The 21,920-nt window shown below is 73.3% G+C and carries 18 protein-coding genes and 1 riboswitch; of the genes, 7 read left to right on the top strand and 11 right to left on the bottom strand.

Going from position 1 to position 21,920, the window contains the following annotated elements:
- Positions 1-195 precede the first annotated feature (195 nt).
- Complete coding sequence (locus AB0I29_RS24760; RefSeq protein ID WP_357486626.1) at positions 196-2,535, top strand: glycoside hydrolase family 3 N-terminal domain-containing protein; 2,340 nt, start codon at positions 196-198, stop codon at positions 2,533-2,535.
- An 81-nt stretch (positions 2,536-2,616) separates the two neighbouring features.
- On the opposite strand, the gene AB0I29_RS24755 is transcribed toward AB0I29_RS24760, so the two are convergent.
- Positions 2,617-3,882 carry an O-succinylhomoserine sulfhydrylase gene (locus AB0I29_RS24755; protein ID WP_357486624.1) on the bottom strand — a complete coding sequence of 422 codons (1,266 nt, stop codon included), beginning with the start codon at positions 3,880-3,882 and terminating at the stop codon, positions 2,617-2,619.
- Positions 3,879-4,328 (bottom strand): rhodanese-like domain-containing protein, encoded by a 450-nt coding sequence (locus AB0I29_RS24750; RefSeq protein ID WP_285101888.1) that lies wholly within the window; start codon positions 4,326-4,328, stop codon positions 3,879-3,881. The genes AB0I29_RS24755 and AB0I29_RS24750 overlap by 4 nt, the downstream gene beginning before the upstream one ends.
- Positions 4,329-4,611: 283 nt before the next feature.
- On the opposite strand from AB0I29_RS24750, the gene AB0I29_RS24745 reads away from it, so the two are divergent.
- Positions 4,612-5,325: an aminoglycoside phosphotransferase family protein gene (locus tag AB0I29_RS24745; protein WP_357486622.1), complete on the top strand. Its 714-nt coding sequence runs from the start codon at positions 4,612-4,614 to the stop codon at positions 5,323-5,325.
- A 45-nt stretch (positions 5,326-5,370) separates the two neighbouring features.
- Positions 5,371-5,485: riboswitch (SAM riboswitch) on the top strand.
- Positions 5,486-5,516: 31 nt separating this feature from the next.
- A complete protein-coding gene (locus AB0I29_RS24740) occupies positions 5,517-6,935 on the top strand; it encodes an aminotransferase class V-fold PLP-dependent enzyme (RefSeq protein ID WP_285101890.1) in 1,419 nt (472 codons plus the stop codon).
- Between the two features lie 45 nt (positions 6,936-6,980).
- Here the strand turns inward: AB0I29_RS24740 and AB0I29_RS24735 are convergent, their stop codons facing one another.
- Both AB0I29_RS24735 and AB0I29_RS24730 read right to left on the bottom strand, forming a co-directional pair.
- Positions 6,981-7,577: a hypothetical protein gene (locus AB0I29_RS24735; RefSeq protein WP_357486619.1), complete on the bottom strand. Its 597-nt coding sequence runs from the start codon at positions 7,575-7,577 to the stop codon at positions 6,981-6,983.
- A gap of 160 nt (positions 7,578-7,737) precedes the next feature.
- The gene (locus AB0I29_RS24730) at positions 7,738-9,240 is read right to left on the bottom strand and encodes an amidase (RefSeq protein ID WP_357486617.1); all 1,503 of its coding nucleotides are present in this window, start codon (positions 9,238-9,240) and stop codon (positions 7,738-7,740) included.
- 282 nt (positions 9,241-9,522) lie between these two features.
- Between AB0I29_RS24730 and AB0I29_RS24725 the strand changes: the two genes are divergently transcribed.
- Positions 9,523-10,305 (top strand): hypothetical protein, encoded by a 783-nt coding sequence (locus AB0I29_RS24725; RefSeq protein ID WP_357486615.1) that lies wholly within the window; start codon positions 9,523-9,525, stop codon positions 10,303-10,305.
- A gap of 87 nt (positions 10,306-10,392) precedes the next feature.
- Here the strand turns inward: AB0I29_RS24725 and AB0I29_RS24720 are convergent, their stop codons facing one another.
- Complete coding sequence (locus AB0I29_RS24720; protein WP_285101896.1) at positions 10,393-11,286, bottom strand: LLM class flavin-dependent oxidoreductase; 894 nt, start codon at positions 11,284-11,286, stop codon at positions 10,393-10,395.
- A gap of 26 nt (positions 11,287-11,312) precedes the next feature.
- Positions 11,313-12,308 carry a helix-turn-helix domain-containing protein gene (locus tag AB0I29_RS24715; protein ID WP_285101898.1) on the bottom strand — a complete coding sequence of 332 codons (996 nt, stop codon included), beginning with the start codon at positions 12,306-12,308 and terminating at the stop codon, positions 11,313-11,315.
- A gap of 133 nt (positions 12,309-12,441) precedes the next feature.
- Here AB0I29_RS24715 and AB0I29_RS24710 point away from each other — a divergent pair, with 133 nt between their 5' ends.
- Positions 12,442-13,302, top strand: coding sequence for an alpha/beta fold hydrolase (locus tag AB0I29_RS24710; protein WP_285101899.1), 861 nt, complete (start codon positions 12,442-12,444; stop codon positions 13,300-13,302).
- Positions 13,303-13,501: 199 nt separating this feature from the next.
- On the opposite strand, the gene AB0I29_RS24705 is transcribed toward AB0I29_RS24710, so the two are convergent.
- The 3 genes from AB0I29_RS24705 to AB0I29_RS24695 all read right to left on the bottom strand — a co-directional run bounded on the left by AB0I29_RS24705 (position 13,502) and on the right by AB0I29_RS24695 (position 17,277).
- Positions 13,502-14,434: a MaoC/PaaZ C-terminal domain-containing protein gene (locus AB0I29_RS24705; RefSeq protein WP_285101900.1), complete on the bottom strand. Its 933-nt coding sequence runs from the start codon at positions 14,432-14,434 to the stop codon at positions 13,502-13,504.
- Between the two features lie 140 nt (positions 14,435-14,574).
- Positions 14,575-15,918 (bottom strand): 3-oxoacyl-ACP reductase, encoded by a 1,344-nt coding sequence (locus tag AB0I29_RS24700; RefSeq protein ID WP_357486611.1) that lies wholly within the window; start codon positions 15,916-15,918, stop codon positions 14,575-14,577.
- Positions 15,919-15,954: 36 nt separating this feature from the next.
- Positions 15,955-17,277, bottom strand: a complete 1,323-nt coding sequence (locus AB0I29_RS24695) for an acetyl-CoA C-acetyltransferase (RefSeq protein ID WP_357486609.1) — start codon at positions 17,275-17,277, stop codon at positions 15,955-15,957.
- A gap of 184 nt (positions 17,278-17,461) precedes the next feature.
- Between AB0I29_RS24695 and AB0I29_RS24690 the strand changes: the two genes are divergently transcribed.
- Entirely contained in the window at positions 17,462-18,196 is a 735-nt protein-coding gene (locus AB0I29_RS24690) for a TetR/AcrR family transcriptional regulator (RefSeq protein WP_285101903.1), read from the top strand.
- 61 nt (positions 18,197-18,257) lie between these two features.
- Positions 18,258-20,378 (top strand): acyl-CoA dehydrogenase, encoded by a 2,121-nt coding sequence (locus AB0I29_RS24685; protein ID WP_357486606.1) that lies wholly within the window; start codon positions 18,258-18,260, stop codon positions 20,376-20,378.
- 52 nt (positions 20,379-20,430) lie between these two features.
- On the opposite strand, the gene AB0I29_RS24680 is transcribed toward AB0I29_RS24685, so the two are convergent.
- Complete coding sequence (locus AB0I29_RS24680; protein ID WP_285101907.1) at positions 20,431-20,730, bottom strand: hypothetical protein; 300 nt, start codon at positions 20,728-20,730, stop codon at positions 20,431-20,433.
- A 272-nt stretch (positions 20,731-21,002) separates the two neighbouring features.
- Positions 21,003-21,872 carry a DUF2599 domain-containing protein gene (locus AB0I29_RS24675; protein WP_357486604.1) on the bottom strand — a complete coding sequence of 290 codons (870 nt, stop codon included), beginning with the start codon at positions 21,870-21,872 and terminating at the stop codon, positions 21,003-21,005.
- Positions 21,873-21,920 lie beyond the last annotated feature (48 nt).

Here is a 21,920-nt window from a genome sequence, read left to right as displayed (position 1 = left end):
CAACAGCCCAACTCCCCCCAAAACCGCCGCGCGGGGCCGGGGGGCGCCCGGCCCCCCCCCCCCGCCCCCCGGGGCCCCCCCCCCCCCCCCCCCCCCCCCCCCCCCCCCCCCCCGGGGGGGGGGGCCCCCCCCCCCCCCACGACTCTGTTCGTACCCCCTCTGGCCACCCGCGCCGCCCCGGCCCCCGAGGCCGTCGTGAGCGCGGACCCCGTCACGTTCGTCGACGACGGCGCCGCCGCGACGGTCACCGTCACGGTCGAGGCCGCCGACGGCGCCGCCCTCTCCGGGCCCGTCACGGTCGGCTGGCGCACCGGCTCCGGCACGGCCACCGCCGACGCCGACTACGCCGCCGCCTCCGGCACCCTCGAGTTCCCCGCCGGCACACCGTCCGGCACCGAGCGGACCGTCCGGATCGCCACCCGCGCCTCGGACTCCGGCGAGACGGCGGAGACCGTGCCCGTGACCCTGGAGTCACGGGACGCGCGGGTCTCGCGCCAGCCCGCCGTCGTCGTGCGGGCGCACGGTCTGCCCTATCTGGACCCGCGCCTGTCCACCAAGAAGCGTGTCGCCGACCTCCTGAAGCGCATGACGCTCGCGGAGAAGGTCGGGCAGATGACGCAGGCGGAGCGCGCGAACGTCACGAGCGACCCCGCGATCATCACGGAGCTCGGCCTCGGCTCGGTGCTCAGCGGCGGCGGATCGACGCCCGCCGAGAACACGCCCGAGGCCTGGGCGGACGCGATCGACGGCTTCCAGACACAGGCCCTCGCGACGCGGCTGCAGATCCCGCTGATCTACGGCGTCGACTCCGTGCACGGGCACGGCAACCTGAACGGCGCGACGATCCTGCCGCACAACATCGGGCTCGGCGCCACGCGCGACCCCCTGCTGGTCGCGCGGGCCGAGCGCATGGTCGCGTCCGAGACGCGCGCGACCGGCATCCCGTGGACGTTCGCGCCCTGCGTGTGCGTGGTGCGTGACGACCGCTGGGGCCGCACGTACGAGTCCTTCGGGGAGCACCCCGCGCTCGCGAGCGTGCTCGGCGCGGCCGCCGTGACCGGCTTCCAGGGCAAGGACCTGGACAGCAGCACGTCGGTGCTCGCGACCGCCAAGCACTTCGCGGGCGACGGCGACACCACCTTCGGCACCGGCGAGGGCGACTACACGATCGACCAGGGCATCACCGAGCAGAGCCGGCGGCACGTCGAGCAGGTGGACCTGCCGCCGTACGTGGCGGCGCTCAAGGCCGGCGTCGGCTCGGTCATGCCGAGCTTCTCCAGCATCGACTGGACCGACGACGGCCTCGGCAACCCCGTGAAGATGCATGCGAACCGCGAGCTGGTCACCGGGTGGCTCAAGCAGAAGCAGGGGTTCGACGGCTTCGTGATCAGCGACTGGCAGGGGATCCACCAGATCCCGCCGCTCGCGGCCGACTCCCCGACCACCGGCCAGATCGTCACCGGCGTCAACGCGGGCATCGACATGTTCATGGAGCCGTCGCAGTTCGAGCGGTTCCACACGCGGCTGCTCGCCGCGGTCCAGGACGGGCAGGTCGGCGAGAAGCGCATCAACGACGCCGTGTCCAGGATCCTCGCCGCCAAGTTCGAGCTGGGTCTGTTCGAGGAGCCGTTCGCGGACCGGTCCAACGCCGACGACATCGGTTCGGCGGAGCACCGGGCGATCGCCCGCAAGGCCGTCGCCGAGTCGCAGGTGCTGCTCAAGAACAGCCACCGCGCCCTGCCGCTGGACGACGACGAGAGCATCTACGTCGCGGGCCGCAACGCCGACGACCTGGGCAACCAGGCCGGCGGCTGGACCGGCACGTGGCAGGGGTTCTCGGGCGACGTCACGGCGGGCACCACGATCCTGGAGGGCATCCAGGCGGCGGCCGACGACGTCACGTTCAGCGAGGACGCCTCCGCGCCGACCGACGGCGCCGACGTCGGCGTCGTCGTCGTCGGCGAGACGCCGTACGCCGAGGGGTTCGGCGACGTCGGCGGGCCCGAGTGGGCCTGGGACCCGGCCGACGGCGGGGTCCCCCGCGAGGAGAAGTCGATGTCGCTGCAGCCCGGCGACGCCGCGGTCGTGGAGAAGGTCTGTGCCGAGATCCGGACCTGCGTGGTCCTGGTGGTCTCGGGGCGGCCGCAGGTGCTCACCGACCAGCTCCGGTCGATCGACGCGCTGGTCGCGTCGTGGCTGCCGGGCACGGAGGGCGCCGGCGTCGCGGACGTGTTGTTCGGCGAACGGCAGTTCACCGGCAGGCTGTCGGTCTCGTGGCCGCGGTCGGCCGACGACCCGGTGGTGAACGTGGGCGACCGGGACTACGACCCGCTGTTCCCGTTCGGCTGGGGCCTGTCGACGGGCGGCCGCACGTCGCACCTCGACGAGCAGCGGCTCGAGCTGCAGGACGCGGTGCTCGACCCGGCCACCGGCGTCCCGCCGGCGGCATCGAAGGCGATCGCGACGTCGGACGTGGCGCTCCTGGAGGGCCACGAGTCCCTGGCGGCCCGGATCCTCACCCGGGCCGGTCGCTGACGAGGCGCTGAGATCTGGTGGTCGCGCCGAGATCTGGCGGCGCGCCGCCAGATCTCGGCGCAGCCGCCAGATCTCGACGGCCTACCCTGCCGCGGACAGGGCCTGGGTGACGTCCTCGATGATGTCCTGGACGTCCTCCAGGCCCACCGAGAGGCGGACCGTCGTCTCCGCGATGCCGACGGCGGCCCGGCCCGGCGCGCCCAGCTTGCGGTGCGTGGTCGTCGCGGGGTGGGTGATCAGGGACTTCGCGTCGCCGAGGTTGTTCGAGATGTCGACCAGCCGCAGGGCGTCGAGGAACGCGAACGTGTGCCGCTTCGCGGCGTCGTCGTCCGTGCCCCCGGGGACCGCCAGGTCGAACGTCACGACCGTGCCGCCGCCGCTCATCTGGGACCGCGCCAGGTCGGCCTGCGGGTGGGAGTCGAGGAACGGGTAGCGCACGGTGCCCACCGCGGGCAGCTCCTCCAGGGCGCGCGCCACGGCGAGGGCGCTCGCGCTCTGGGCCGCCACGCGCACCGGCAGCGTCTCCAGGCCCTTGAGCAGGGTCCACGCGTTGAACGGCGCCAGCGACGGCCCGGTGTTGCGGATGAACGTCTGCACGGGGCCGGTGATGTACTCCGTGGAACCGAGTATCGCGCCGCCCAGCACGCGCCCCTGCCCGTCGATGTGCTTGGTCGCCGAGTAGACGACCACGTCGGCACCCAGCTCCAGCGGCTTCTGCAGCAGCGGGGTGGCGAACACGTTGTCGAGCACCACCGTCGCCCCGGCGGAGTGCGCCAGGTCCACGACGGCGCGGACGTCCACGATGTCCTGCATCGGGTTCGACGGCGTCTCGAAGAACACCACGTCCGCGGGTGTCGAGAGCGCCTCCTCCCACTGGGACAGCACGTGCCCGTCCACGTAGTCGGTGCGCACACCCCACTTCTTGAAGATCTCCTCGAAGATCACCACCGAGGACCCGAACAGCGCCCGGGCGGCCACGATCCGGGAGCCCGACTCCACGAGCGCGGCCAGCGACGTGAACACCGCGGACATGCCGGTCGCGGTCGCGTAGCAGGCGTCGGCACCCTCGAGCTGGCGCAGCCGCTCCTCGAAGGTGTGCACCGTCGGGTTGCCGTAGCGCGAGTAGACGAACCGGTCGACGTCGCCCTTGAACGCGGCCTCGGCCTCCGCGGCGTTGTCGTAGACGTAGCCCTGCGTGAGGAACAGCGCCTCGCTGGTCTCCTGGAACTCGCTGCGCTGGTGGCCGCCGCGCACGGCGAGCGTCGCCGGGCGGACGCCGTCGGGAAGCGGCTTGCGGCCGGAACCACCGGGGTTCGCGTCCGGCGGGAACGCGCCGGTGACGGTCACGCGGGGCCCGCCGTCCACGGCAGCCCGGCGACCTTCCAGCCCTGCTGGTCGCGGACACCGTCGGCCCCGGGCGCACCCTCGAAACCCTCCAGCACGTTGTACGACGGCGCGATGCCCGACGCCGTGGCGAGCCGCGCCGCCGCGATCGAGCGCTGGCCGGAGCGGCACAGGAAGACGATGGGCCCGCCGGAGACGCCGGCCGCCCGGAGCTCCTCCAGGAACCGCGGGTTGGGCACGCCGCCGGCCTGCACCCACTCGGTGAACACGGGCTGCTTCTCCAGCGATGCCGTGTCCGGGATGCCGATCGTGCGCCACTCGCCCTCGGTACGGACGTCCACGAGCGTGGCGTCCGGGTCACCGGAGAGCAGGTCCCAGGCCTGCTGGGGCGTGATGTCGCCGGCGTAGCCGTCGGCCGGTCGTGCTTCGACGCGCGCGGGGTCGCTCATGATGCTCCTCCATCGGTCGTGGCGGTAGCACCCTCGTCCGTTCTCCGCGGCTGCGGGGAACGCTGGGTTGCTGCGGCGTCGTCGTGCCACGTCACTCGGCCGCTCGGGATGGTCGTTGCCAACCCTACGACATGGTGTCCGGTGGGTGGAACAGTGTCTCGACAGGCAATCCGACCAATCTGGTCGGGAAACCGCTTTTCGGTACGGTGGCGGCGATGCCAGGGCACGAGGAGCCGCTGACCGGCGGCAACATGAACGCGGTGGTGCGCGTGGGCGACACACGGTGCTGCGGACCGCCGGGCCGTGGACGCCCACGGTCCACGAGTACCTGCGCCACGTGCGGGGCCGGGGCATCACGGAGGTGCCTGAGCCCTTCGGGCTCGACGAGCGGGGGCGCGAGGTCGTCTCGTTCCTCCCTGGCGACGTCCCGGGCTGGCCGGCCCCGGAGTGGCTCTGGTCCGAGCGGAACCTGCGCGACGCCGGGCGCCTCCTGCGCCGGCTCCACGACGCGTCCCTCGACCTCGACCTGCCGGACGCCGTCTGGCGGCTGCCCGCCCGCGAGCCGGCCGAGGTGATCTGCCACAACGACGCCGCGCCGTACAACATGGTGTTCCGCGCGGGCCGGCTCGTCGGGCTCATCGACGTGGACACGGCGTCGCCCGGGCCTCGCGTGTGGGACGTGGCGTACACCGCGTACCGCATGGCCCCGTTCGCGGGCGACGCGTTCGCCGGGGTGGCCTACGACGTCGGGCACCTGGACCCGCCGGCCCGGCTGGACACGCTGGTCGCCGCGTACGGGGCCGGCTGGTCGAGTGCGGACGTGCTCCGCGCGATGGCGGAGCGACTCACGGAGCTCGCCGCGTTCAGCGAGGCCAGGGCCGACGACGGCGGGCCCGCCGAGCTGCGCGACCACGCCGCCATGTACCGCTCGGACGCCGCCCGCGTCGCCGGCCTCGCGACTCGCGCGACCCGACCGGATCGTGGGACCAGCATCTGAGACGTGCGTTGACAGGAGTTTTGCCCGCAGCACAGGATGGCCGCAGGTCATGAGCGCCAGCGTCAAGCCCCGGCTCGCTGGCCGGCAACCCTCCCTCCGCGGTGGGGTGCCCCGGGTGACGACCAGGCCGCGCGCAGCCCGCGTGCGGCAAGCGCGGGGGAACCTCCCCCAGGACTGTGCTGGAGGACGCCATGTCTGCTCCCACCCTCAGCCGTGCCACCGCGGTGACCGACCTCGCCCCGCTGCGCCCTGTCGTCGGCGGCGGCACGCTCGTCCCGCTCGTGGACGGCACGCGGGTCTCGTACGCGAACCTCGACGTCGCCGCGTCCGCCCCGGCCCTGCAGGCCGTCGCCGACCGTGTCACCCAGGTGCTGCCCCTGTACGCCAGCGTGCACCGCGGTGCGGGCTACCTCTCCCAGGTGAGCACTGCGCTCTACGAGACCGCGCGCCGCACCGTCGGCGCGTTCGTCGGCGCCCGCGAGGACGACCTGACGATCATCACGCGGAACACCACCGACTCCCTCAACCTCCTCGCCGGCTGCGTCCCCGCGCAGCCCGACGGCGAGCCCGGCCGCGTGCTGGTGCTCGACGTGGAGCACCACGCGAACCTGCTGCCCTGGCAGCGCACCACCGGCGCGACCGTGCTGACCGGCGGTGCCACCGTGGCCGAGACCGTCGCCCAGATCCGGGAGGAGCTGGCCGACGCCGCCGCGGACCATCCGTTCGCCCTCGTGGCCCTGACCGGCGCCTCGAACGTGACCGGCGAGTCCCTCCCGATCGCCGAGATCGTCGCCGTGGCCCACGAGTTCGGGGCGCGCGTGGCGCTCGACGGCGCCCAGCTCGTGCCGCACCGCCGCATCTCGCTGGAGTCCACCGGCGTGGACTACCTCGCCTTCTCCGGCCACAAGACCTACGCCCCGTTCGGCGCTGGTGTGCTGGTGGGCCGCCGCGACTGGCTCGACGCGGGTACGCCCTACCTCGCGGGCGGCGGCGCCGTCCGGCGCGTGCGGGTGGGCGGCACCGACTGGCACGAGGGGCCCGCCCGCCACGAGGCAGGCTCCCCCAACGTGATCGGCGCGGTGGCGCTCGCGGCGGCCTGCGAGGAGCTGGCGGCGCTCGACGCCGCCGAGGTCGTGGCCCACGAGAACACCCTGCGCCGCCGGCTCGTGTCGGGGCTCGAGGCGATCGACCGTGTCGAGGTCGTGCGGGTCTGGGCCGACGCCGTCGACCCCGTGGGCGTGGTGACCTTCACCGTGACCGGGTACGACCCGGGCCTCGTCGCCGCATACCTGTCCGCGGAGCACGGCATCGGCGTCCGGGACGGCCGCTTCTGCGCGCACCCGCTGCTCGGCCGGCTCGGGTTCGACGCCGGAGCGGTGCGCGCCTCGGTGGGCGTCGGCACCGCGGGCGAGGAGGTCGAGCGCTTGATCGCCGCCGTCGGCCGCCTGGTCGAGGAGGGTCCGCAGGCCGGGTACGACGTGGTCGACGGGCTGTGGGTCGTGACCGACGACCCGCGTCCGGTGCCCGAGGGCTCCGGTCTCGCGGGCCTGCTGGCCACGGCCGCCCTGGGCTTCGACGAGGCCTTCGGCTGCCTCCCGGACGAGGACTGACGTGTCCGACGGACAGGTCACCCGGGTGACCTGTACGTCTGACAGCTAGAGGGCGAGGGCCACGCAGATGCCGCCCATCGTGAGGTCCAGGCCGATGCACCACAGCGCGAGCGACCGGTTGACCACGACGTCACGGCGGTAGTGCACCACGTCCCACCCGGCGTGCGCGGCGAGGGCGAGGCCCGCGAGGGCCAGCCCGAGCCGCGGCTCCAGGAACAGGGCCACCGTCGCGACGCCGAAGAAGCCCGCCATCGCGACGGCCTGCGGCCACGTCGCACGGCGTCCGCGGGCCAGGCCGATGCCGGTGAGGACCAGCCCCACCAGGACGAACGCGACCCAGCGCGGCGTGTCCAGCAGCTCGGACGCGACGGGGATCACGGACGCCAGGAGCGCGACGAGCCAGGCCGTCCAGCGGACGCCGGTCACGGCGGCGGCCAGGTAGCACAGGGTCGCGACGCCGATCGCGGTGGCCGGGTCCTCGGCGACCGCCTCCTGCCAGGTGCCGTCGACGATCGCCGTCCCGCCGACCAGCAGGCCGAAGCCCGTGAGCACGCCGAGCACGATCCAGGCGGTGTTGGTGGGCCAGGTCCCCGTCCACCGGCTCGGCCGCGCGGGGACGGTCGTCCCGAACGTCTCGGTCATGGTCCCGTGCTCCCTGTCCCGGCGCTTCGGCGCCGTCGTGGCTAGATACCCTCTAGGGGTACCCAACCACGCCGCCGCCGAGGCGCGGAACCACATTCGGCCACGACCGAACCCCGTGTCAGACGTACAGGCCCCTCTGGTGACCCGTACGTCTGACACGTCAGAGGGGGAACGTGCGCGGGCGGGGGAGGGCCGCCTCGACCTGGGCCGCCAGCGCCAGCAGCGTGAGCTCGCCGCCCGGCCGACCGATGATCTGCACCCCCATGGGCAGCCCGCCCGGCGCCTCGGCGGTGGGCTCGGTCCAGTGGGTCGGCACGGTGATCGCCGGCAGCCCGGCGACGTTGAGCATCGACGTGAACGGCGTGTACAGGCACTGCTGCTCGAAGTTCCGCTCGGGGTCCTCGGCGTCGTACCACCCGATCGGCCGCGGGGTGAGGGCGAGCGCGGGAGTCACGACGGCGTCGTAGGCGCTGACCTGCGCCACGAGCGAGCGCTCGAAGCCGGTGAGCGTGCGCACCGCCTCGGCGAGCCGGCGGGCGGGCACCTCGCGGCCCGACCGGATGAGCCACTGCGTCAGGGGCTCCAGCTTGGCCAGCGTCTCCGGGTCGTCGATGGGCACCGCCGACGCGCCACCCATCCACAGGGTCCGGAACGCGGGGGCGTACTCGGGAGCCTCGGTCAGGAGCGTCTGCTCGACCTCGTGCCCGGCCGCGGCCAGGGCACGCACCCCGGCGTCCAGCCCGGCGCGCGCCTCGGGGGACACCGCGATGTCGTAGAAGCCGTCCCACGCCGACGAGGTGGTCACGCCGATGCGGGCGGCTCCCCGGCCGGCGACGCCGGCGTCCTCCGGCAGCTCGGCCCGCTGCGCGGCCGCGAGGTACGCGCCCGCGGCGTACGACGGCGCCCGGAGCGTGTACGGGTGCGCGACGCCGCCCCCGGCGCGCCGCGGGAGCATCGCCTCCAGCAGCAGGGCGGCGTCGGCGACGGTGCGCGCGATCGGCCCGTTCACGACCAGCCCGCCCAGCGAGTCGACGCCGCTGCCCGCGGGCAGCAGCCCGCGCGTCGGCTTGAGGCCGACGACGCCGCAGGCCGCCGCCGGGATGCGGATCGACCCGCCGCCGTCGGACCCGGGCGCGAACGGCAGCATGCCCGCCGCCACCGCGGCGGCGGCCCCGCCGCTGGAGCCGCCCGCACCGCGGCCCAGGTCCCAGGGGGTGCGCGCCGGGGCGGCGCCGACCGGCTCCGTGTAGGCGGGGAAGCCCAGCTCGGGCGCGGCGGTCTTGCCCAGGCTGACGATCCCGGCGTCGTCGAGCACCTGAACGATCTCGTCGCTCTCCTCGGCCGGCGGCAGGTCCGCGAAGGCGCGCGACCCGAAGCCGGTGGGCACGCCCGCCCGGTTCCACAGGTCCTTGTCCCCCGTGGGCAGGCCCCACAGGCTGCCCGACGGCGGCGTGCCCTCGTCCGGCCCCGCACCGCGGGTCTCCTGGAGCTCCGCCGCCCGTTTCCGGGCGCGCTCGGGGGTGACGGTGGCGAAGGCGCCGACCGCGGGGTTCAGCCGCTCGATCCGGTCGAGGAAGTGCTCGGTGACCTCGGTGGGGGTGAGCTCTCCGGCGGCGAGAAGGTCGCGGAGCTCGACGGCGGTCCGCTCGTGCAGGGCATCCATCCCGCCAGGCTAGGCGCTCCTCGCACCGGCGCCGCGGAATGTCTTTTATGTCTCACCCGCTCTACAGCGGAATCAGTCGAACTCATGAATCTGATGTATTGCATTAAACGATGTGACCTGCGCTGATGTCCCGCACTGCGGGCTAATGGCGCTCCGCACCGGCCCATTCTGCCGCGCAGAACGCGCTTCTCCGGCATATGTTCGTGCGGAGCCGTCACCTTTGCGCCGCGCCGTCACGGTGCGCCCGAGGTGCACAGAAATTTCTCGCAGGGGGAGAGCACCATGACATTCTTCAATACGGCACTCGTCGTGCCGAACCAGGTCGACTGGCTGGCACCGCTCACGAACGCGCTCGGTGCGGTCGCGAGCTTCATCCCGAAGCTCCTCGTGTTCCTGGTGGTATTCCTCATCGGGTACTTCATCGCCAAGGCGATCGCCCGGTTCGTGGGCATGATCCTGACGCGGGTCGGCTTCAACAAGGTGCTCGAGCGCGCGGGGGCGAACCGCCTCCTCGCCGGGTCGGGCATCGAGCCGATCGCGCTGCTCACGAAGATCATCTACTACTTCATCCTGCTCATCACGCTCCAGCTCGCGCTGAGCGCGTTCGGGCCCACCAACCCGGTGAGCGCGATCGTCAACGACATCGTGGCGTGGCTCCCGAGCCTGGTCGTCGCGATCGTCATCGTGGTGATCGCGGGCGCCATCGCGAATGCGGTGAAGGACCTTCTCATGAACACCATGAGCCGCGTTTCCTACGGCCCGCTGGTCGCGAAGACGGTCTCCTTCTTCATCATCGCGCTGGGCGTTATCGCCGCCGTGAACCAGATCGGCATCGGCACCACCGTGACAATGCCAGTTCTCGTGGCATTCCTGGCCACCGTGGCCGGTATTCTCGTCGTCGGTGTCGGCGGTGCGCTGATCGGCCCCATGCGGTCGCGCGTCGAGGGTTTCCTGGGCAATCTGTCGAACGGCGCCGCTGCCGCCACGCCCGTCGCGGAACCGAACAACACGCCCGCCGTGGCATCCGGTAGCTCGGGCTCGTTCGCCCCGCCGCGCGACATCTGATCGATCGGCCCGCACGACGCCGGGGTCGCACCGCCACGTGACGGTGCGACCCCGGCGTCGTGCCGTGCCCCCGAAGCCGCCCCGCTGTCAGTCCCGGCCCAGCAGTTCGCGCGCCTCGCCCAGCACCGCGGCCAGCCGCTCCGGGTCCGGGTCGTCCTCGGTCGGCTGGATCGCCACGGTGTCGGCGCCGGCCGCGCCGAACCGGCGCACGCCGTCGGCGAACGCCTGGGCGTCGCCCCACACGGCGTAGCTCGCCAGCCGCTCGTCGTCGGCCACGTCCTGTCCCCAGGTAGTGAGCTCGGCGCGCAGGCGCGCGGCGGCGTCCGGCCCGGTCCCGCCCGACACGAACTGGATCACCGGGAACGGCTCGGCCTCCCGTCCGGCGGCGGCCCGGCCCTCGGCGATCCGCTCCAGCGCGGCCGGGAGCCCGACCAGGCCCACCGAACCCTCCAGCACCACGCCGTCGCCCACCTCGCCCGCGACGCGCAGCGACTTGGGCCCTGTCGCGGCGACCGGCACCCGCACGGGCCGGGCGGGCGGCCAGTCCAGCTTCACGTCGTCCAGGTGCACGTACCGGCCCGACGACGTCACACTCTCCCCCGCCAGCAGGGCGCGCAGCGTCGTCGCGTACTCCCGCATCAGGGTCAGGGGCGACGCCGCCTTGACCCCGACCTGCGCCATCCAGGACTGCACGCCGTGCCCGATCCCGGGGATGAGCCGGCCCGGGAACATCCCGTCGACCGTGGCGACCTCCATCGCGGTGAGCGCGACGTTCCGCAGGGGCGTCGGCATCACGCCGATCCCCACGCGGACGTGGTCGGTCGCAGCCAGGATCGCGCTCGCGGCGGAGATCCCGCCGGTCTGGAAGCAGTCCTCCCAGAGCCAGATCTCCTCGATCCCCGCGGCCTCGACGGCGCGGGCGAGCGGGATGACGCGGGACGGCGGGGTCGAGGGGCGGATGATGCACGCCAGTGTGGTCATGGCCACACGCTGTCACGGGGGTGCCGTCAGATCCAGTCCTTGCGCGCAGCGTGCCAGCCGAGCTGGATGCGCGTCGAGACGCCGGCGATGTCCATGAGCACCTTGACGCGGCGCTGCACCGTCCGCAGCGAGAGGCCGAGCTGGTTGGCCACCGACTGGTCCGTGAGGCCCACGAGCATGAGCCCCAGGATGCGGGCGTCCTGGTACTCGAGCTCGCCGCCGCCGTCCGGCTCGCCGGGCCGCGCGAACGGGGTGGCGTCGCGCCACACGGCCTCGAACAGGGCGATCAGGGCGTCGAGCAGCCCGGAGGGGTGGATGATCAGCGCGCCCACCAGGTCGGGGGCGAGGTCGGAGTCCTCGGCGTCGACCACGGTCTGGATCGGCACGAACGCGAGCCGGCGGTCGATGATGAACAGCTTGATCGGCACCCGCTCGGAGAACCGCACCTCCTCGCCGTTGTCGATGGCCGCGGCGACGTCGTCCACGCGCATCATGCCCGTGTCCAGGAACACGCGGTCCACCACCACCCGGTACCGGACGCCGCGGGCCACGGCCTGGTCCTCGGCCGTGTTGTCCTCGGCGGACATCACGAAGACCGGTGGCTTGGTGAACGACTCGACCGTCTCGCGTGCGCCGAGCTGGAGCTGCATGATGCGGTGCTTCACGGCGTCGGCCCCGCGCACCACGTCGACCACGTCGGTCGCCGGCCGCAGCGCCGACGAGCGCCGGAAGTCCTCCTCCAGCTCGATCAGCTCGACCTGTGCCGCCCGGATCTCGTCCTTGCGCCGGGCGAGCAGCGCGCCCAGCGCGATCTCGGGGGGAGCGGCCTGGAACCGGGAGTCGTCCGCGCTCTGCCGGGCCGCGAGGCCATGGCTCTCCAGCGTGCGGAGCACGTCCAGGGCGTCGCCCGGGTCGCACCCGAGCCGGTGTGCCAGCTCCGCGGAGTCGAGCGATGGTGAGGCCACGAGCTCGCGATACGCGAGCGACTGCGACTTGGTCAGGCCGAGCACGTCACTGAGCATGTCATCCTCCCGCCGGATGAATTTCACCGTGCCGTGGCGAGGATACGCCAGGGGTGCACTTCGATGCTTTTGTCCTTTCCGCGGCCGGGTGCGATCACCGGCGAGGGCCGAACCGGTTGGTAGCCTCCCGGACGTGAGCACCGAAGACGTGAGCTTCCTCGCCGACGGCGGCGAGCGGGTCGCGGGCCGCTGGTTCCTGCCGGACGGCGCCCCCGTCGGCGTCGTGGCGATCGCACCGGCCATGGCCATGCCGATGCGGTTCTACCGGCACACCGCCGTGTGGCTCGCCGAGCGCGGCTTCGCGGTGCTCACGTTCTCCTACCGCGGCTCGGAGCCGGAGCTCTACGGCCCCCTGCGGGACTCCACGGTCACCGCCCTCGACTGGTACCACGACGCCGAGGCCGCCGCGGCGCATGCACGCGCCCGGGCCGACGCCGACGGCGTCCCGCTCACCTGGGTCGGCCACTCGTTCGGCGGCCAGAGCCTCGGCTTCCTGGCCGACGTCGGCGTCGACCGCTGCGTGATGGTGACCTCGGGAACCGGCTGGCGGGGCAAGGCTGCGCCGACCATCCGCACCTGGTCGCCCCTGCTCTGGCGGGTCATCGCGCCGACCGCGACGGCGCTGGTGGGCTATTACCCGGGTCGTCGGCTCCGGATCCTGGACGACCTGCCCGGCGGCGTCATGCGCCAGTGGGGCCGCTGGTGCCTGCACCCGGACTACCTGTTCAGCGAGCTCCCCGAGCTGCGGGACCGGTTTGCGAAGGTCGAGACGCCGGTCGCCGCCCTGTGGACCGCCGACGACGAGCTCATCTCCCCGGAGTCGATCCGGTACTGGAGCCGCGAGTTCCCGGGCACCGAGGTGGAGCTCGTCGAGATGCGCGCGGCCGACCACGGTTTGACCCGTATCGGGCACTCGGGCTTCTTCCGCCCCAAGCGGGCGGTGCTCTGGGAGAAGGTGCTGCTCCCGCGCCTGGCGCTCCGCGCGCCGGCCTGACCGCTCCGGCCGCCGGCCTGACCCTTCCGCCCCCCGGCGGCTGGGGGTCGATCCGGGCCCGCGTCCTCCCCTTCGAGGCCCGAGTTTCTTCGCTTTGGACGGCTCCAAAGCGAAGGAACTCGGGCCTCGAAGAGGAGCCCGGCACAGTGCGCGACGCCGGACCTCCGTGCGACGTCGGACCGTCGCACAAGGGCGCCGGTCAGAGGGGCCGGATCGTGCCCCGGAAGTGGCGGGTGCCCTTGCCGGATCGCCAGCCGTCGTAGACGAAGCCGCCGGCCGGCTCGTTCCCGCCCGCCGAGCCCGCCGAGCCCGCCGAGCCCGCCGGGACGAGGTCGGCCGCGTTCCGGATCGCGACGTCGACCGTGCTCGGCAGCAGCACCGGCCGGAAGAACTCGACCGTCCACTCGTACGCCTCGCCGCGCCGGGCGGGCCCGACCTCGGCCAGCGCCCGCGCCGCGGTGTACATCCCGTGCGCGATCGCCCGCGGGAACCCGAACGCCTTGGCGCCCAGGTTCGACGTGTGGATCGGGTTCTGGTCGCCCGACACCGCGCCGTAGGCCCGTCCGGTCCCGGAGCCGAGCTTCCAGCGCGCCGTCGGCAGGGGCGCCGTCCACTCCTCGCGCGGGGACTCGTCGGCCGGGGCCGCGCCGTCGGGCGCCCGGAAGCCCTTGGCGAGGTAGGTCGAGACGCCCTGGTAGGCGAGGTCGCCGTCCACGAGCACCTCAGCGACCAGGTCCACCTGGACGCCCCGGCGGTGCGCCCGGGCGTCCTGCGCCCACGCCCGCACCTCGACCGTCTCGCCCAGCCGCACCGGGCGGAGCACCCGCGCCACGTTCCGCAGGTGCACCATGCCGAGCAGCGGCAGCGGGAAGTCGCCGCGCACCATCACGGCCGTGGCCAGCGGGAACGCCAGCACGTGCAGGAACCCGGCGGGCAGCACGTCCGACGACGGCTCGCCCAGCAGCTCCTGGTACGCCGCCAGGTGCGCCGCCTCGCCCGCGGTGTCCACCCGCGCCACGCGGTACGACACCTCGGGCAGCCGGACCTCGCCCCTGGGCCGCTTGCCGGCCGATCCGGCGACGCCCTTCGTGAACAGCCTGCCCAGCTTCGGCAGTCCGGCCAGCTCGGTCACGCCGTACGACGCCGGTGCCCCCGCCGTCGGTTCTCCTTCGCGACGCTCTGCCTGTGGTGCGCCTCCGCGGCGCTCCGTTCCGGGCGAGTGCCTCGTTCCTCGGCCCTCACCCTCCACTGCGCCCTGCGTTCGGCGCACGCTCACTTGCCCACCATGTGCTGGCCGCACACCCGGAGGGTCTGCCCGTTGATGCCGGAGGCCGGCTCGGACGCGAGGAACGAGATCGCCTCGGCGATGTCGACCGGCAGGCCGCCCTGGCCCAGCGACGGCATCCGGCGCGCCACGGTGCGGGTGAGAGCGGGCACCTTCGCGGTCATCTCGGTCTCGATCCAGCCCGGTGCGACGGCGTTGGTGGTGCCACCCGTGGCCGCGAGCACCGGGGCGCCCGCGGCGGCGTTCGCGATGACGCCGGCCTTCGTGTAGCCGTAGTTGGTCTGCCCCCGGTTGCCGGCGAGACCGGTGGTCGAGGCCAGGGAGACGATCCGCAGGCCCTCGACGCCGGCCGCGAGGAGGCGCTCGTTGATCTGGAGCTGTGCCGTGAGGTTCACCGCGATGACCGGGTCCCACTTGTCCGCCGTCATGTTGGCGAGCAGCTTGTCGCGGGTGATGCCCGCGTTGTGGACCAGGATGTCCAGGCCGCCGAGCGGCTTGGCGGCGGCCAGGATCTTGTCGGCCGCGTCGTCGGCGGTGATGTCGAGCTGGAGCGCGATGCCGCCGATCTCGTTCGCGACGGCCGCGAGCGACTCGCCCGCGGGCGGCACGTCGATCACGACCACCTTGGCGCCGTCCCGGGCCATCGTGCGGGCGATCGCCGCGCCGATGCCGCGCGCGGCGCCGGTGACGACGGCCACCTTGCCGGCCAGCGGCTGCTCCCAGTCCACCGGACCCGCGGCGTCGGACGGGCCGACGGGCAGGAGCTGGCCGTCCACGTAGGCCGACCTCGCGGACAGGAAGAAGCGCAGCGTGGCCACGGCCGAGGCGGAGTCGACGGCCGCGCCGCCCGTGAGCTGGATGCCGTTGGCCGTGGACCCGCCGCGCAGCTCCTTGCCGAGCGATCGGACCAGACCCTCGACGCCGCCGCGCGTCGCGGCCAGGACCGGCGCGTCGCCGTCCGCCACGGCACGGGAGACGGTCACGACCCGGCCGTTGCCCGCGAGGCGCCGCAGCGTGCCGGCGACGGTGAGCACGGGGGCCGAGACGGCCGCGGGCGTCTCGGCGCCGGTCAGCACCAGTACGACGGCACCGAACCGCTCGCCCTCGGCCGTCTCCGGGCTACGGCGCACGTCGACGTCCCAGCCGGACAGGATCTTGGCCACGGCGTCGGCGTCGGCGGCCGAGGCGTCGTCGGACACCACCAGCACGGGGCCCACGGTGAGCGGGCTGCCGGGACGGTAGCGCCGGAGGATGGCCGGCTGGGGCAGGCCCAGCTTCTTGAAGACGGGCTTGAGCGTCCCGTTGGCCAGGTTGAGATAGCTGTCGGTCACGATGTCCTCTTCGATTGCGTGGCGGTACGGGCGGACTCAGACGGACTCGACCAGGGCGACCGCGCCCAGACCGCCGGCGGCGCAGACCGAGATCAGCGCCCGTGCGGGCTGCCCGGTCTCCGCGGCCTTCGCGGCGACCAGCTTGGCGGCGGTCGCGATGATGCGCCCACCCGTCGCGGCGAACGGGTGACCCGCCGCGAGCGAGGAGCCGTTCACGTTGAGCTTGCTGCGGTCCACCTTGCCGAACGCGCCGTCGAGCCCGAGCTCCGTACGGCAGTATTCCTCGTCCTCCCACGCGGCCAGCGTGGTCAGCACCGTGGACGCGAACGCCTCGTGGATCTCGAAGAAGTCGATGTCGTCCAGGGTGAGGCCGTTGCGGGCCAGCAGACGCGGGACCGCCGCGACCGGGGCCATGAGCAGGCCCTCGTGGCCGTGCACGAAGTCGACGGCCGCCGTCTCGGCGTCCACGAACTTGGCGAGGATCGGCAGCTCGCGCTCCTCCGCCCACGCGCGGGACGCGAAGAGGACGGCGGAGGCGCCGTCGGTCAGCGGCGTGGAGTTGCCCGCGGTCATCGTGGCGGTGTCCGGGAGCTTCATGCCGAAGGCCGGCTTGAGCTTCGCGAGCTTCTCGAGCGACGTGTCGGGGCGCAGGTTGTCGTCGCGGGTCAGGCCCTTGAAGGGGGTGACCAGGTCGTCGAAGAAGCCGGCCTCCCAGGCGCGGGCGAGGTTCTGGTGCGAGTTGTACGCGATCTCGTCCTGGGCCTCACGGGTGATGCCCCACTTGGCGGTCGTGATGGCCTGGTGCTCGCCCATCGAGAGGTGGGTGCGCGGCTCGCCCGTGCTGGGGGTCGCGGGGGCCAGGTCCTTGGGGCGGACCTGCAGCAGCGCCTTGATCTTGGCCCCGGTGGTCTTGGCGTGGTTCGCGTCGAGGAGCGCGGCGCGCAGGCGGTCGCTGACCACGATCGGCGCGTCCGAGACGGTGTCGGTGCCGCCGGCGATCGCGGACTCGATCTGGCCGAGCTTGATCTTGTTCGTCACCGCGATGGCGGCCTCGAGGCCGGTGGCGCACGCCTGCTGCACGTCGTAGGCGGGGGTGGTGGGCGACAGGGAGGAGCCCAGCACGCTCTCGCGGATGAGGTTGAAGTTCTTGCTGTGCTTCAGCACGGCGCCGCCGACGACCTCGCCCAGGCGCTCGCCCTGCAGGCCGAAGCGGGCGACGAGCCCCTCCAGCGCCGCGGTGAACATGTCCTGGTTGCTGGTCCGCACGTACTTCTTGCCGGCGCGGGAGAACGGGATGCGGTTGCCGCCGATGATCACGGCTTCGCGCGTGGACGGGACGGGGGCGGGGGTAGTGGACACGTCGCTGTTCCTTCTCACTTCATCGTCGGGCAGAGGGCTTCGTCGGGTCGAGCCTTGTCGAGACCAGGGCGGGCCGCGACCCGGTTCGCCCCGGGTGGTGCCCAGGACTCACAGTACCTGATACTCTCAGTCTCGTGAGACGAATCACAAGACCTCTAGCGAGTCAAGGTGGGGAGGCGGACCGATGAGCATCGGAGTCGACGGTCGTTCGACCCGCTGGGACGACCACCGCACGGCCCGTCGGGCAGAGCTCGTCCGCGCCGCGCGCAAGGCCGTGCACCGCCTCGGGCCCGCGGTCTCGATGGACGAGATCGCCGCCGCCGCGGGTACGTCCAAGTCGATCGTCTACCGGTACTTCGACGACAAGGCGGGCCTGCGGCTCGCCGTCGCCGAGACGGTGGTCATGCAGATGCACGACGCGCTGCGCGCCGCCGCGCAGCAGGCCGACAACCCGGAGATGGCGCTGCGCGAGATGGTGCGCGTCTACCTCGAGATGATCGAGAGCTCCCCCAACGTGTACTGGTTCGTCACCCGGACCGCGATCGGCGGCAACGAGCCCGCGCCCGTCGAGAGCGGCCGCCGCGGCCGCCGCGCCCCGGCACCCGCCGACGACGCCGGCGCGCCGACCACCCCCGCCGACCTGCACCCGCTCGGTGCCTACCTCGACTCGGTGATCGAGCTCGTCGCGGAGCCGTTCGCGCGGGCCACCGACGTACCTCCGGCGGACGCCGCGGCCTGGGCCGCGGGCGCCGTCGGCTTCGTGCGCGGCTCCGGTGAGTGGTGGCTCGGCCACCGCACCGTCGAGTCGACGCCGCTGACCCGTGAGCAGCTCACCGAGCGCGTGACCCTCTGGCTCTGGACCGGGCCCGTGGGCGTGCTGCACCACAACCGCCCCGGCGCCGCTCCGGCGACCGCCTGACCCCGACCCACCCTCCCGACATCCAGAACCTGGCCCCCTGGCCGAACACCGAGGAGAACCGATGACGACCACCTCCGAGCCCGCGACCACCACCGTGGCGGCCCCACAGGCCGTGGCGCCCCAGCCCGAGGCGACCCGTCCGGCGTCGGGCGCCCGCGTGGACGTGCCCGCCCTGGAGCAGATGCTGCTGGGCCGCTGGCCCGAGGAACGGTCCGAGGCCCGGCGGATGGTGGCCGCGCACCCCGAGCTCTGGAAGCGGGAGGGGATCACCAAGGAGGAGCACCGGGAGATCACGCTCGCCCAGATGAAGCAGATGGTGCCCTACGGCCAGGTGCTGCGGGCCTTCCCGGAGCGCCTCGGCGGCCGGGAGCAGGCCGGCGGCAACCTCGTGGGCTTCGAGGAGCTCGTCGCGGCCGACCCGTCGCTCCAGATCAAGGCGGGCGTGCAGTGGGGCCTCTTCGCCTCCGCGATCAACCACCTCGGCACCGAGGAGCAGAAGGACCGCCTGCTCCCCGGGGCGATGGACCTGAGCGTCCCGGGTGCGTTCGCGATGACCGAGACGGGCCACGGCTCGGACGTCGCCGCCATCGGCACCACCGCGACGTACGACCCGGAGACCGAGGAGTTCGTCATCAACACCCCGTTCCGCGGGGCGTGGAAGCAGTACCTCGGCAATGCCGCGAAGCACGGCGTGGCCGCGACGGTGTTCGCGCAGCTCATCACCAACGGCGTGGACCACGGCGTGCACTGCTTCTACGTGCCGATCCGGGACCCGCAGACCCTGGAGTTCCTGCCCGGCGTCGGCGGCGAGGACGACGGCCAGAAGGGTGGCCTCAACGGCATCGACAACGGCAAGCTGCACTTCACGGACGTGCGGGTGCCGCGTCGCGACCTCCTGGCCCGGTACGGCCAGGTCGCCGCGGACGGCACCTACACCTCGTCGATCGACAGCCCCGGCCGGCGCTTCTTCACGATGCTCGGCGCCCTCGTGCAGGGTCGTGTCTCGCTCGACGGCGCGGCGATCACCGCGGCCAAGATCGGCCTCGCGATCGCCACGAAGTACGCCGAGCAGCGCCGCCAGTTCTCGCCTGCGACCGGCGCCGACGAGCTGACGCTGCTGGACTACGCGACGCACCGTCGCCGGCTCTTCCCCCGCATCGCCGAGGCGTACGCGATGCACTTCGCGCACGACGAGCTGCTGGACCTGTTCGACGACGTGTTCTCGGGCCGCGAGGACACCCCCGCCAAGCGCGAGGACCTGGAGACGACGGCGGCGGCGCTCAAGGCGACGTCCACCTGGTACTCCCTCGACACCCTGCAGGAGTGCCGCGAGGCCTGCGGCGGAGCCGGCTTCCTCTCCGAGAACCGGTTCACCGGGCTGCGTGCGGACCTCGACATCTACGCCACCTTCGAGGGCGACAACCACGTGCTCCTGCAGCTCGCGGCCAAGCGCCTCGTGGGGGACTACGGCAAGAAGATGGCGCGGGCCGCCAAGTCCCCGGGCGGCATGGCGGGCATCGTGGCCGGTCAGGCCAAGGACGCGGTGCTGCACAAGACCCCCCTGCGCAGGTTGGGCCAGTCGGTGGCCGACGGCGGCGGCGCCCGCTCCGCGGGCCGCCTGCTCGACGCCGAGGTGCAGCGCGCCCTGATCGCCGGCCGCTACGAGGGCATGGTCGCCGCCACCGCGATGGGCATGCGCCCCGCGCTCAAGGCAGACCCGGTCAAGGCGCAGGAGATCTTCGACGACAACCAGGTCGGCCTCATCGGGTCCGCCGCCGCGTGGGCCGAGCTCGTCCGCTGGGACGCGTTCACCAAGGCCGTCGGCACGGTGTCCGACCCGGGCACCCGCAAGGTGCTGACCCTGCTGCGCGACATCTACGGGCTCACCACGATCGAGCGGCACCTCGACTGGCACCTGACCAACGGCCGCCTCTCGACGGGACGCGCCAAGGCCGTCACGGCGACGATCGACCGCCTGCTCAAGGCGCTGCGCCCGCACGTGCTCGACGTCATCGACGCCTGGGGCTTCTCGCAGGAGCACCTGCGCGCGCCGATCGCCGACGGCTCCGAGAAGGTGCGCCAGGACGAGGCGCGCGCGTACTACCGCGAGCTGCGCGCGAGCGGCAAGGCGCCGATCAGCGAGAAGGAGCTGCGCAAGCAGCAGGCCAAGCAGGCGCGCTAGGGCCGTGACCACCTCGCCGCGCTACGCCGGCGAGGTGGTCACGACCAGCGGGTCACGCGGCGTCCGGGACCGCGGCGACGACCGGCACCGGGAGCTGCTGCACCGGGACCGGCTCGGCCTCGGTGTCGGGCTCCTCGTTGTCGGCGGGGCGCGCGAGCGGACCGCTGAGGGTGATCGGGGCGTCTGCCGCGGGCGCCGGTTCGGGTATCGCGCGGACGACGACGAAAGTGCCCGCCAGCCCCAGCAGGGCGGCGAGCACCGCGAGCGGTACGAGTTGATATGCGAGTGTCATTCCGAGCAGCGCGCCGACGCCTACCGCGACGGACGATCCGAGAACGAGTACGCGGGTCATCTGGAGCCTCCCTGCCAAGGTGTCTCCGAGGAGAAGTTGCCTGACCCCAGGGGGGAACTCTGTGGTGCCGCACTCCGGCAGATGCCCCTCGGGCGTCTGGGGGCGCACGAAGAGCATGAACTGGGGCCCGGCTGAGCTGGGGCTCATCAGATTGTTTGTGGCGAGCCTGCCTCGCCGCCTTTTCCAGGAAACCCCAACCTGCGCGGCTCCGCACCCCGAACAGCACCGGTCCCGGTCACGACTGGGTCACGACTGCGTACGGGCCGCTCCGCTCACACCGGGTTGCAGTGCGCGGTGGCGGTGAGGATCAGGCCGACGTCGGGCCGCCAGGGCTCCAGGTTCCACGTCTCCTTGTCCACGGCCCCCACGGCGTGGCACACGAGCTGGTGCTCCATCGTGTCGCTGTCCGCCTCCGGCTCGGCGGCCACGAGCTGGGTGCGGATCAGGTCCAGGCCGGCCTCTCCCGCGCGCCGGGCCCAGTCCGCCGGGTCGACGGCGAGGGACCGCCCGCCCTCGTTCTCGCCCCAGCTCGTGCTCTCGATCGCCTCGGTGCCGACCACGAACGTGACCGTCACCGGCTCGGTGCGGGCCGCCGGCTCGCCGCTCCCGGAGGCCGTCGCGCGGTCGTCGATCCTCAGCCTGGCCTGGGTCGCGTCGATGTCGGTGACCTCGATACGTGGTGCGTCCTCGGCGTCGGGCGGCGGTGTCGGTGCGCCGATCGCCGCCACGGGCGTGCCGTTGCCGTCGAGCGCGGAGATGCTCCCGTCGGAGTCGACGTCGAGCGTGCCGGGCGAGGTCAGCGAGAGCCGGGCGGAGCCCTCGGGGGCGAGGGAGAGCGTGACCGTCCGCGTACCCGGTCCGAGCTCGTCCTCGCGCACCTCGGCGGCCTTCCGCGAGCTGACGTCCAGGACGACGTCGCCGACGGTGACGGTGCTGGTCTGCGCCTTCGGCCCGGTGCCGCCCTGCTCGGGCCCGGGTGTCGGCGTCGGTGTCGGTGTCTGCTGCGATGCTGTCGCCGTCGGGTCGCCGGCTCCGTCCGAACCCTGCGCGCGCTCGACCAGGCTGCACCCGCCCACGGCGAGGGCGGCCGCGAGTGCGGCGCACGCGGCAAGGGGGGAGGCGACGGCCCGGTGGATCTGCACGTGCCCATTGTGCGGGGTGGCGGCCGTGAGCGGGCCGGCCCGGGACGG

Origin of the sequence: Promicromonospora sp. NPDC050262 (assembly GCF_040655935.1) — a bacterium.
GTDB lineage: Bacteria > Actinomycetota > Actinomycetes > Actinomycetales > Cellulomonadaceae > Promicromonospora.
The sequence above is the reverse complement of the archived record's forward strand: the minus strand, read 5'-3'. Positions and strand labels throughout refer to the sequence as shown.

Coding starts and splice junctions, on each gene's coding strand:
- AB0I29_RS24750 (WP_285101888.1), bottom strand. CDS start 4,328: ATGAGCGACCCCGCGCGCGTCGAAGCACGACCGGCCGACGGCTACGCC.
- AB0I29_RS24740 (WP_285101890.1), top strand. CDS start 5,517: ATGTCTGCTCCCACCCTCAGCCGTGCCACCGCGGTGACCGACCTCGCC.
- AB0I29_RS24735 (WP_357486619.1), bottom strand. CDS start 7,577: ATGACCGAGACGTTCGGGACGACCGTCCCCGCGCGGCCGAGCCGGTGG.
- AB0I29_RS24730 (WP_357486617.1), bottom strand. CDS start 9,240: ATGGATGCCCTGCACGAGCGGACCGCCGTCGAGCTCCGCGACCTTCTC.
- AB0I29_RS24725 (WP_357486615.1), top strand. CDS start 9,523: ATGACATTCTTCAATACGGCACTCGTCGTGCCGAACCAGGTCGACTGG.
- AB0I29_RS24720 (WP_285101896.1), bottom strand. CDS start 11,286: ATGACCACACTGGCGTGCATCATCCGCCCCTCGACCCCGCCGTCCCGC.
- AB0I29_RS24715 (WP_285101898.1), bottom strand. CDS start 12,308: ATGCTCAGTGACGTGCTCGGCCTGACCAAGTCGCAGTCGCTCGCGTAT.
- AB0I29_RS24690 (WP_285101903.1), top strand. CDS start 17,462: ATGAGCATCGGAGTCGACGGTCGTTCGACCCGCTGGGACGACCACCGC.
- AB0I29_RS24685 (WP_357486606.1), top strand. CDS start 18,258: ATGACGACCACCTCCGAGCCCGCGACCACCACCGTGGCGGCCCCACAG.
- AB0I29_RS24680 (WP_285101907.1), bottom strand. CDS start 20,730: ATGACCCGCGTACTCGTTCTCGGATCGTCCGTCGCGGTAGGCGTCGGC.